Origin of the sequence: Methyloglobulus sp. (assembly GCF_046714055.1) — a bacterium.
Lineage (GTDB): Bacteria > Pseudomonadota > Gammaproteobacteria > Methylococcales > Methylomonadaceae > Methyloglobulus.
This window is the reverse complement of sequence record NZ_JBKKBJ010000294.1, coordinates 1-9,789: the sequence shown is the minus strand read 5'-3', so window position 1 is coordinate 9,789 and position 9,789 is coordinate 1. Positions and strand designations below refer to the sequence as shown.

Sequence of the window (9,789 nt, the reverse complement as noted above, 5' to 3'; positions counted from 1 at the left end):
AAAGGGCCGTCCAGCCTGGCGACGTTTTGCCCGCCAGGAACACCGCACCGTTCGGCGATGCCTAAATCCTGGGCCGCCTTGGGGACACCGTCCCGATCTGCGCGTCCGGGCGCTTGTCCTTTAAACTGTGCCGTGTATTTGTTGCGTGCTGTTGTCCTGGCTTCTTCTTTCTTGATTTTCATTGCTGGCCTCGGTTTGAGAGATTGCTCTCTTAGCCGAGTGTCCGCTAGAGCGGGGCAAGATCATAGCTTAAACTAGTGCCTGGATTTTGGAGCCCACTATATAGCCATAATTATAATTTGAAAAACAATGGGTTATTCTTGGTCATAAGCTAAAAATGAACTCCGAAACTTTAGGTTCTAAGTATTTGTACTTATATAATTTTTATTGCTTTACTGTTCCAATAACGCCGAATGAGTTGTTGCCATGTGTTGTTTGATAAGGTTTAACGACATTGTAATAATTCTTCAATATAATTTAGGCAGGGGAAATGGCCGCAAACAATGGAGTAGGAGAGCTACTATGCAAGCAGAAATGATGAGTTATATTCAGCCAAACGACTACGTATATCAAGAAACAGCACTTATGGCTTTAAATTATTTTTTGACGCCCCTGTTAGCGACAGTTTTTTTTATCCTCGCCTTATATCCTTGCGCCTTAAAAATAGGTTTCACGGATAAGCCCAGCCACAGAAAGCAACATCAAAAGCACACCCCTCTTATTGGCGGTATAGCAATTTATTTTGCCATCCTGGTAACACTATTTTTTAATGACGGCCCCCTCCCCAATCAAACGGCCTTTATCGCTGCCGTCTCCTTACTGGTTTGTGTGGGCCTTATAGATGATTACAAAGGTCTTGACGTCAAGACCAGATTCATTGCTCAAATTGCAGCCGGATTAATTATGGCCGAATTGGCGCACATAAAAATAATCGATTTAGGGGATTTGTTAGGCTTGGGCAATATCCACCTTGGCAGCTATGCAACTGCCTTTACTCTATTCGCTGTTGTCGGTGGCATTAATGCTTTCAATATGATTGATGGAATCGATGGCTTGGCAGGAAGTTTAACCTTAATCTCAATGGCCTCAATTGCTGTAGTATCCTGGATCTTTCAGGATTGGACGCTTTTTAAATTCTGCATTATTTTTATTGCTTCGATATTGGCTTTCTTGTTATTTAATTTACGTATTTTCGGACGGTCGAGTGCCAAAGTATTTTTGGGTGATACCGGAAGCACCCTGCTTGGCTTTACCGTTTGTTGGCTGTCAATCGATGCATCGCAGGGCGATAAAAACCTGATTACGCCAACAACAGTGTTATGGATTATGGCGCTTCCGCTATTCGATTCTGTTTGCATCATGTTGCGTCGCCTAAGCAGAGGACGGTCACCATTTAATCCGGATCGAGAACATTTACATCATGTTTTTCACGTAGCTGGTTACAGCATCGATCAAACGCTGAGTGCAATGTTGTTTTTTTCTGTTGGTTTGTCCTTTACTGGCATAACAGCCAGTCTCTTTCTCAAAGTTCCAGAGCCAGTACTATTTGGTTTTTTTATATTGCTTTTTATTAGTCATTACTGGTTAATGGATCACGCTTGGATGACAATAAAAATATCTCGCTATCTTAACCGCACGAAAGCAGTTGACAGGCGAGTCGAAAATCAAAGAACAGAAGCTGACATGCGATCAAAAATTGATAGGAGATATACACCTACCCAACAAGAAATTGAAAATAATGATAAATTTAATGGATTTTATGGGGCAGCTTTTTTAGGACAACGTTTTCGGCACAAGAGTAATGGACAGAAGATTCTAAAACCAGGGGAAAACCAAACAACCGCCAGCTAAAGCTGGAGGGTTCGTATAATGGACTTAAAGGCCGGATACGGGCCACAAGACCCGTTCAGGGTTCTGTCCTAAAAATTATCATCCCCTTTGGGTTCAAAATGATGCTCCAGATAGTTTTTTGTCATTTCTTCCGTCAATTCACCCGAAGTCACGCAAAATTTAATCATCTGCACATTGTGTCGCCCCCAGTAGCGCTTTTTCAAGTCAGGGAAACTCCCGAACAACTTCATCGAACTTCTTCCTTTAATCCCTGCCTCATGATTTCGATCGATGCCAGATTAGGTGGCGCAGAAACCAAAACATGGACATGATCCTGACTGACAACGCCTTTCAGTATTTCTATCTCAAACGCTTCGCACCCCTGCCTAATCAGTTCTCGGGCTTACAGGCCGACACCACCATTCAAAACCTTGTAACGCTATTTCTTGACAAAGACAAAATGGTTATGAATGATTAATCTAACAATTCCTTCGGTATATTACCGCCGTTTTGGGCAAGTTTTTGCAGTACGGTTTTATGCAACCATATATTCATTTGGGCTGAATCCCCCATCGCCTGAGCGGGGCAACCCAGTTCAGTAGCCAGTCCTTTACGTGCAGATAAGCTGCTATCAAGCCCTAACAGCTTTAACAAATCGACTATCGACGTTTTCCAGTTAAGTTTTTCCGCATGGGAGGACGCTAATCCTTCCAATTTGGATACGACATCGACCTCAGTAACAGGCGTAGGTGGAACAGGGGCTGAAGTGGCTGATGGCTCGACTGCAACAGGGGCTTCCGCAGCCTCATCGCTACCAATACCTAATTTTGCAAGAATGGAACTAAATATACTCATGGTTGATACCCAATGTGTGGTTGTGTAATTGCAGTTATTTCTTCATATTTGAAATCAATAAGTTAACTCATGCAGAAATCATGAGTTGTTACTTTACCAGTGTATCTACGATTAGTCACTACCTGCAAAACAATTTGGCTAAAAAGCCAACATTTTGGAGTTTTAAGCCCAAAACCGCAGAATTTTCCCATTCCTTATTAAACACATATGCACAGCAGGTTCAAATAAACTGACTTCAATCTTTAAAAGGCCGGATCAATAAGCTAATCTACTACAACTTTTATTGCTTTTACTATGCTCCCGAGTGATTAAGATGGATTTTCAGTTTACGAAACAACATTTCGTCCCCATAATCTGAATAATACTTAAATTAAAGATGGAGGATTGATAATGAGTACCCCCAAACACTGCCGACTATTAATCTTGGGTTCGGGGCCTGCCGGTTACACGGCTGCTGTGTATGCGGCTAGGGCCAATTTGAACCCGGTGATGGTTACAGGTTTAGAACAGGGCGGGCAACTGACGACCACGACCGACGTTGATAATTGGCCGGGAGATGTTGAAGGTTTGCAAGGGCCTGAACTGATGGACAGGATGCGGCGGCATGCCGAACGGTTCGACACGGAGATTGTTTTCGATCACATACATACCGCCGATTTATCGGCCCGGCCTTTTAAACTGACTGGGGATGCAGGTTCATATACTTGTGACGCTCTTATTATATCTACCGGGGCATCGGCACGTTATTTGGGATTGGAATCCGAAGAAGCATTTAAAGGTAAAGGCGTTTCTGCTTGTGCCACCTGTGATGGCTTTTTCTACAGAAACAAACCTGTGGCAGTGATTGGCGGCGGCAATACCGCTGTTGAAGAAGCGCTTTATTTGTCTAACATTGCCTCAAAAGTCACTGTAGTTCATCGGCGGGACAAATTCCGTTCCGAGAAAATACTGTCCGACAAATTACTGGAGAAAGCCAGAAACGGAAATGTTGTGATTGAGTGGGACAACACCCTCGATGAAGTTTTAGGCGACGATACGGGTGTTAATGGAATTAGAATAAAAAACACAGTTGATGGATCTACCAAGAACGTCGATGTGTATGGCGTATTCATAGCGATAGGACATAGCCCGAATACGGGTATTTTTGACGGTCAGCTTGACATGGCGCATGGCTACATTAAAGTTAAAAGCGGCATTACCGGAAACTTCACCAACACCAGCGTGGACGGCGTGTTTGCAGCCGGCGATGTCATGGATTCGGTTTATCGGCAGGCTATAACGTCGGCAGGTGCGGGTTGTATGGCGGCATTGGATGCAGAAAAATATCTGGATGAGTTGGTCGATTAATACTTTTTGCGTAATGTCAGGTAAACTGGACGGGAACTGGCTGAGATAGTGGGTCTTTTATGACCATGAGAATGCAATTGACTGTGCTTGACCCCAACGATCAGGAACAAAATTTTCCGTCGATTTCCCAAGCATTGTCTGTTCCCGATGGCCTACTTGCAGTGGGTGGCTGCCTCTCAAAAAGCCGATTGCTTAATGCGTATCGGCAAGGCATTTTCCCTTGGAACGGCCCGGATGAGCCGATTTTATGGTGGTCACCCAATCCGAGGTTGGTCTTATTTCCAGACAAATTAGTCATTTCCCGCAGTCTTGGCAAAGTTTTACGGAAGCAGAAATTTACGATAACGATTGATCAGGCCTTTGCTGAAGTTATCGCAGCCTGTTCCAAGCCTCGTAAGGAAGAGTTGGGCACATGGATAACACAAGGTGTTTTTCAGGCTTACCATGAGCTCCATAAGTCAGGCTATGCCCATTCAGCAGAAGCCTGGTTAAATGGGGAACTGGTCGGCGGTTTGTATGGGATTACTATGGGGCGGGTGTTCTTTGGGGAGTCTATGTTTTACAGCAAAACCGATGCTTCGAAAGTGGCTTTCGTCAATATGGTAGGGCAGCTTAAGCGTTGGGGCTATCAGGTTATAGATTGTCAGGTAAGTACCCGGCATCTCATAAATTTTGGCGCTGAAGAAGTAGCCAGGGATGATTTTGTAAGGTTGCTGGATCAATACTGCGATGAATCTCCCGATCCATTAGCTTGGAAAAACATATGATTTCCATTCCCTTGTTTCTTACAGAGAAACATCCTTGCAGTTATCTTGACGATGAGGTTGCACAACCCGCTTTTGTGCACCCTTTATTCGACATGACGACAGCTATCTATTCAGAACTGATAAAACAGGGCTTTCGCCGTAGTGGTGATGAGGTCTATTCCCCGCACTGCCCAAACTGTTCAGCCTGCATTCCCGTGCGATTAAACGTTTCTGAATTTACCCCTACTCGAAGCCAAAAACGCTGTTTTAGAAAAAATATGGGCATCCAAGTTGTGGTTAAGCCTCCTGATTTTGATCAAAGTCATTACGAGTTGTATCTTCGCTATCAAGCTGCACGGCACCGCGAAGGCTCAATGGCCTATTCCAGTCCAAATGATTACCTGTATTTTCTCAAGAGTTCCTGGTGCGACACCCGCTTTGTAGAGTTTTTAATTGGCGGTGAACTCGCAGCAATTGCAGTGGTTGACCAGTTGGATAATGCCTTATCTGCGGTCTATACCTTTTTTGAACCTAAATTTTCCTGCTACGGCCTGGGTGTTTATGCGGTGCTTTGGCAAATTGAATGGGCCAAGCAGTTAAACAAGGAGTTTTTATATCTGGGGTTTTGGATAAAACGATGTAAAAAAATGTCCTATAAAGGTGGTTATCAGCCGCTACAGGTTCTTAGGGATAAGCAATGGGTATCCCCAGTCTCAGTTGAGGCATAGCTAAGGCACGAAATTTCATGAGTCGATTGGCAGCATTACCTTGTCAGATTGTAATAAAGCCCACATTTAAGCGATAATGTGAGTCAGTTCAGATCAATAGTCTTACCGTTTTCTTCATGTATAGAGATGTAGGAACGGCAGTTAGTTTAGGAACAAGCAATGAAAAAAACCATGTACGAAAAAATCTGGGAAAGTCATCTCGTTGTTGATGAGGCGGGGCAGGCCCCTTTGATTTATGTTGACCGTCACCTTATGCACGAAGTCACCAGCCCGCAAGCGTTTGAAGGTTTGCGGCTAGCTAACCGTAAAGTCCGCAATCCGCATAGCATCCTGGCTACAATGGATCACTGCGTCCCTACCAAAGACCGTGATTTACCCATTGCCGACCCTATTGCCAAAAAACAGATTGAGGTAATGGCCGAGAATTGCCAGGAAAACGGTTTGAACCTCTATGATATGAAGAACCCTAACAATGGTATAATCCATGTGGTCGTGCCGGAACACGGTTTTGTGCATCCAGGCATGGTGGTTGTGTGTGGTGACAGCCATACGGCCACGCACGGCGCTTTTGGCGCACTCGCTTTTGGGATTGGCACATCCGAAGTTGAGCATGTCATGGCAACGCAAACCCTGCCCCAGAAAAAATCCAAAACAATGTTGGTGCAGGTCAATGGCCGTTTGTCAAAATTTTCTTCCGCAAAAGATATTGCACTGGCTATTATCGGCAAAATCGGGACTGCAGGCGGTACGGGTCATGTCATCGAATATGCAGGTGTAGCGGTCAAGGCGCTTTCTATGGAAGGCCGGATGACGCTTTGTAATATGGCGATTGAAGCGGGTGCCAGGGCAGGGCTGGTTGCACCGGACGAAAAAACTTATGAATATCTCAAAGGCCGTGAATTTGCCCCGGCAGGGAGTCAGTGGGATCAGGCTTTGGCTTACTGGCAAAGCCTTCCTAGCGATGAAGGCGCTGTATTCGACACAATCGTAACATTGGATGCTGCCGATATTGCCCCGCAAGTGTCCTGGGGGACATCGCCCGAACAAGTGATTGGGGTGGATGGCCGTGTTCCGGCGCCGGAAAGTTTTGACAACGAAGGCAAACGTAAGGCTTGCGAAAGTGCCTTGGCTTATATGGGCTTGACCCCCAATACCAAAATGACTGACATCCCTGTTGATTTGGTATTTATTGGTTCTTGCACCAATGGCCGGATCGAAGATTTTCGTATCGCGTCGGAAGTGACCAAAGGCACCAAAGTTGCCAAGGGTGTAAAGGCCATTGCTGTACCGGGTTCCTATCATGTTAAACATCAGGCTGAAGATGAAGGGCTGGATAAGATTTTTATTGATGCAGGTTGGGAATGGCGCGATCCGGGTTGCTCGATGTGCTTGGCGATGAACGGTGACGAATTGACCAAAGGCCAGCGCAGCGCGTCCACCTCCAACCGCAATTTTGAAGGCCGTCAAGGCAAAGGTGGCAGGACCCATTTGGTGTCACCGGCAATGGCGGCAGCGGCTGCGGCGGCAGGACATTTTGTCGATATCAGAACTTTTGGTTAAGCAACGAACATGGAACCTTACAGAAAACACGAAAGCATTGCGGCATTGATGAACCGCAGCAATGTGGATACCGACCAGATCATCCCGAAGCAGTATTTAAAGCGGGTTGAGCGCAGTGGCTTTGGTGCACATCTTTTTCACGACTGGCGGTTTAATGATGACGGCAGCGATAATCCCGAATTTGAACTGAACAAGTCCGTTTTTAAGGGCGCTAAAATACTGGTTGCGGGCGATAATTTCGGTTGTGGATCCTCCCGCGAACACGCGCCCTGGGCGATTGCAGACTATGGCTTTAACACCATCATCTCAACCAGCTATGCCGATATTTTCTATAACAACTGTTTTAAGAACGGCATTTTGGCGATCAAGGCCAACAGCCAGCAGTTGGATGGTTTAATGGCTGAGATCAACGCCAATGAGGGCGTCCGTTTTGTCGTAGACCTGGAAAACCAGCAAGTCATTACGCCAGCGGGCAATAATTTTACGTTTGACATAGACCCGTTTAGGAAAGGTAACCTGTTAAGCGGTTTAGATGACATCGGTTTAACCTTGAAGCACGTCGATAAAATCGGTGCGTATGAAGAACAGCATAAAAAAAAATTTCCTTGGCTTTGGCCGCAATAACCCCAAAGCTGTCATAACCACCTGTTTGGCATCTGAAAAACGGTCACTTTAGGAATGAGCAAATGAACTACAAAGGTAGCTGTCATTGTGGGCAAATATCCTACCAAGTCGAGGGTAGCCTAGAGCAAGTGATGGAGTGCAATTGTTCACATTGTAGCCGCAAGGGGTACTTGTTGTGGTTCGTGCCGCGCTCTCAGCTTAATATGCCCACTCCAGAGGAGGGGCTAGCTACCTACACTTTCAACAAACACGTCATCAAACATCATTTTTGTCCCAAATGCGGCTGTGCTCCTTTCGGATTTGGGGAAGACCCGACGGGGGTGGCGACGGCAGCAATCAATGTGCGTTGCTTGGAAAATGTAGAGTTGTCGTCTCTTGAGAAAGTGCTGGTTGATGGGCGATCATTTTAAGGTCGCATATCTTTCACGGCAGATACCATCCACATTGAGCAATTTCAATCTATAAACATGTCCGCAGTTTCCAGAACGATACAACTTATGGATACCACGCTGCGGGACGGCGAGCAAACCCAAGGCGTTTCTTTTACGCCCGCCGAAAAAGTCAGCATCGCCAAAGCCCTGTTGCAATCGCTACGGGTAGACCGAATCGAAGTGGCTTCTGCCCGTGTTTCGCAGGGCGAAAAAGAGGCGGTCGCCAGCATAAATGACTGGGCGCAACACGAAAGTTTCGCAGGACGGGTGGAAGTGCTGGGTTTTGTTGACCATACCCGCAGCGTCGATTGGATTGTGGAAACGGGCGGCAAAGTCATCAATCTGCTCACCAAAGGTAGTGAAAAGCACTGCCGCGAACAACTGGGCAAAACTTTAGCCCAACACATAGCCGACATTCTACAGACGATCCGATATGCCCTTGAAAAAGGTCTTAGGGTAAATGTGTACCTGGAAGACTGGTCTAACGGTTATCGCGATAATCCTGCTTATGTCTATGAATTGGTGGATAACTTGAGCCATGCCGGGATTAGCCATTTCATGTTGCCCGATACCTTGGGGGTATTATCGCCCGATGAGGTGTTCGCCAGCCTTAGCGATATGTGCAGCCGTTATCCTGAGTTAGAATTTGATTTCCATCCCCATAACGATTATGGATTGGCGACCGCTAATGTGATGGCGGCGGTTCGTGCCGGTGTAAATTCCATCCATTGTACAGTAAATTGCCTGGGCGAGCGGGCGGGCAATGCCTCTTTAGCTGAAGTTGCGGTGGTCTTGCGCGACAAAATGCACTTACAGCTTGCCATTGATGAAAGCCATATCGTTGCGATCAGCAAAATGGTGGAAACCTTTTCGGGCAAACGTGTTGCCGCGAATGCGCCAATCATCGGTGCGGATGTGTTTACCCAAACCGCTGGCATTCACGCCGATGGTGACCAGAAGGGCGGCTTATACAAAACCAAGCTGGGCCCGGAACGGTTTTCCCGTACCCGCAGCTACGCCTTGGGGAAGATGAGCGGTAAAGCGTCTTTACGGAAAAATCTGGAGCAACTGGAACTGGATCTTTCCGAGGAAGACCAGAAAAAAGTCCTAGACCGCATTGTGCGCCTTGGCGATTCCAAGCAGACCATCACTGCGGATGACCTGCCTTTTATCATCGCCGATGTGTTGGCAAATAAGGATTACCAGCATATCAAGCTGTTGAATTGCTCCATCACCAGCGGTTTTAACCTGGAATCCACCGTCAGTTTACGGGTCAGCATTAATGGCAAGGATCATGTGGCTTCGGGGTTCGGAAATGGCGGTTTTGACGCTTTTATTCATGCCATTGAAAAGGTGCTGGCATTATATGGTTATTCCCTGCCCAGGCTCGCAGATTATGAAGTGCGTATTCCAAAAGGGGGGCTTACCAGCGCACTGACGGAATGCGTGATAACCTGGGATTGTGGCGGTGAGATCCGCAAAACCCGTGGCGTACATGCCAACCAAGTATTTGCGGCGGTGTTGGCAACGCTTAGGATAATCAATATGCAGTTGCATGAGATGAATTGTAGGGCGGATTAGCCGCGCAAGCCCACGGTCTATCCGTTTTGTTTGTGCTTTGGGCGCGTCGTAATCCGCCAAATGCGGTGTCCGTCGAAATGGCGGATT

Annotated in this window: 10 protein-coding genes and 1 pseudogene; 8 read left to right on the top strand and 3 right to left on the bottom strand. The window is 46.5% G+C overall.

All coding sequences use genetic code 11. The annotated features are described in order from the left end of the window. The coding region (locus ACLQ6D_RS17770) for a hypothetical protein (protein WP_411728649.1) at positions 1-182 on the bottom strand (182 nt) is incomplete at its 3' end. A 340-nt stretch (positions 183-522) separates the two neighbouring features. Here ACLQ6D_RS17770 and ACLQ6D_RS17765 point away from each other — a divergent pair. Next, a complete protein-coding gene (locus tag ACLQ6D_RS17765; RefSeq protein WP_411728647.1) occupies positions 523-1,851 on the top strand; it encodes a hypothetical protein in 1,329 nt (442 codons plus the stop codon). A gap of 68 nt (positions 1,852-1,919) precedes the next feature. Here the strand turns inward: ACLQ6D_RS17765 and tnpA are convergent. Next, positions 1,920-2,317, bottom strand: a pseudogene (gene tnpA, locus ACLQ6D_RS17760) (IS200/IS605 family transposase). Next, the gene (locus tag ACLQ6D_RS17755; RefSeq protein WP_411728646.1) at positions 2,305-2,685 is read right to left on the bottom strand and encodes a DUF3597 domain-containing protein; all 381 of its coding nucleotides are present in this window, start codon (positions 2,683-2,685) and stop codon (positions 2,305-2,307) included. Before ACLQ6D_RS17755 ends, tnpA begins: the two are co-directional and overlap by 13 nt. Before the next feature lie 390 nt (positions 2,686-3,075). Between ACLQ6D_RS17755 and trxB the strand changes: the two genes are divergently transcribed. The 7 genes from trxB to ACLQ6D_RS17720 all read left to right on the top strand — a co-directional run bounded on the left by trxB (position 3,076) and on the right by ACLQ6D_RS17720 (position 9,702). Further along, on the top strand, positions 3,076-4,032 hold the full coding sequence (gene trxB / locus ACLQ6D_RS17750) for a thioredoxin-disulfide reductase (protein ID WP_411728644.1): 957 nt from the start codon (positions 3,076-3,078) through the stop codon (positions 4,030-4,032). Positions 4,033-4,103: 71 nt separating this feature from the next. Continuing rightward, complete coding sequence (gene aat, locus ACLQ6D_RS17745; RefSeq protein ID WP_411728650.1) at positions 4,104-4,799, top strand: leucyl/phenylalanyl-tRNA--protein transferase; 696 nt, start codon at positions 4,104-4,106, stop codon at positions 4,797-4,799. Further along, positions 4,796-5,506 (top strand): arginyltransferase, encoded by a 711-nt coding sequence (locus ACLQ6D_RS17740; protein ID WP_411728643.1) that lies wholly within the window; start codon positions 4,796-4,798, stop codon positions 5,504-5,506. The genes aat and ACLQ6D_RS17740 overlap by 4 nt, the downstream gene beginning before the upstream one ends. Before the next feature lie 159 nt (positions 5,507-5,665). Beyond that, the gene (gene leuC, locus ACLQ6D_RS17735; RefSeq protein ID WP_411728641.1) at positions 5,666-7,066 is read left to right on the top strand and encodes a 3-isopropylmalate dehydratase large subunit; all 1,401 of its coding nucleotides are present in this window, start codon (positions 5,666-5,668) and stop codon (positions 7,064-7,066) included. A gap of 9 nt (positions 7,067-7,075) precedes the next feature. Then, the gene (gene leuD, locus ACLQ6D_RS17730) at positions 7,076-7,690 is read left to right on the top strand and encodes a 3-isopropylmalate dehydratase small subunit (protein ID WP_411728640.1); all 615 of its coding nucleotides are present in this window, start codon (positions 7,076-7,078) and stop codon (positions 7,688-7,690) included. A 62-nt stretch (positions 7,691-7,752) separates the two neighbouring features. Then, complete coding sequence (locus ACLQ6D_RS17725; protein ID WP_411728639.1) at positions 7,753-8,100, top strand: GFA family protein; 348 nt, start codon at positions 7,753-7,755, stop codon at positions 8,098-8,100. Positions 8,101-8,187: 87 nt separating this feature from the next. Next, on the top strand, positions 8,188-9,702 hold the full coding sequence (locus tag ACLQ6D_RS17720) for an alpha-isopropylmalate synthase regulatory domain-containing protein (RefSeq protein ID WP_411728637.1): 1,515 nt from the start codon (positions 8,188-8,190) through the stop codon (positions 9,700-9,702). Positions 9,703-9,789: the final 87 nt, after the last annotated feature.

Excerpts from the sequence above, each read along its gene's own strand:
- aat (WP_411728650.1), top strand. The coding sequence starts at position 4,104 with ATGCAATTGACTGTGCTTGACCCCAACGATCAGGAACAAAATTTTCCG.
- leuC (WP_411728641.1), top strand. The coding sequence starts at position 5,666 with ATGAAAAAAACCATGTACGAAAAAATCTGGGAAAGTCATCTCGTTGTT.
- ACLQ6D_RS17765 (WP_411728647.1), top strand. The coding sequence starts at position 523 with ATGCAAGCAGAAATGATGAGTTATATTCAGCCAAACGACTACGTATAT.
- trxB (WP_411728644.1), top strand. The coding sequence starts at position 3,076 with ATGAGTACCCCCAAACACTGCCGACTATTAATCTTGGGTTCGGGGCCT.
- ACLQ6D_RS17725 (WP_411728639.1), top strand. The coding sequence starts at position 7,753 with ATGAACTACAAAGGTAGCTGTCATTGTGGGCAAATATCCTACCAAGTC.
- ACLQ6D_RS17720 (WP_411728637.1), top strand. The coding sequence starts at position 8,188 with ATGGATACCACGCTGCGGGACGGCGAGCAAACCCAAGGCGTTTCTTTT.
- leuD (WP_411728640.1), top strand. The coding sequence starts at position 7,076 with ATGGAACCTTACAGAAAACACGAAAGCATTGCGGCATTGATGAACCGC.
- ACLQ6D_RS17755 (WP_411728646.1), bottom strand. The coding sequence starts at position 2,685 with ATGAGTATATTTAGTTCCATTCTTGCAAAATTAGGTATTGGTAGCGAT.
- ACLQ6D_RS17740 (WP_411728643.1), top strand. The coding sequence starts at position 4,796 with ATGATTTCCATTCCCTTGTTTCTTACAGAGAAACATCCTTGCAGTTAT.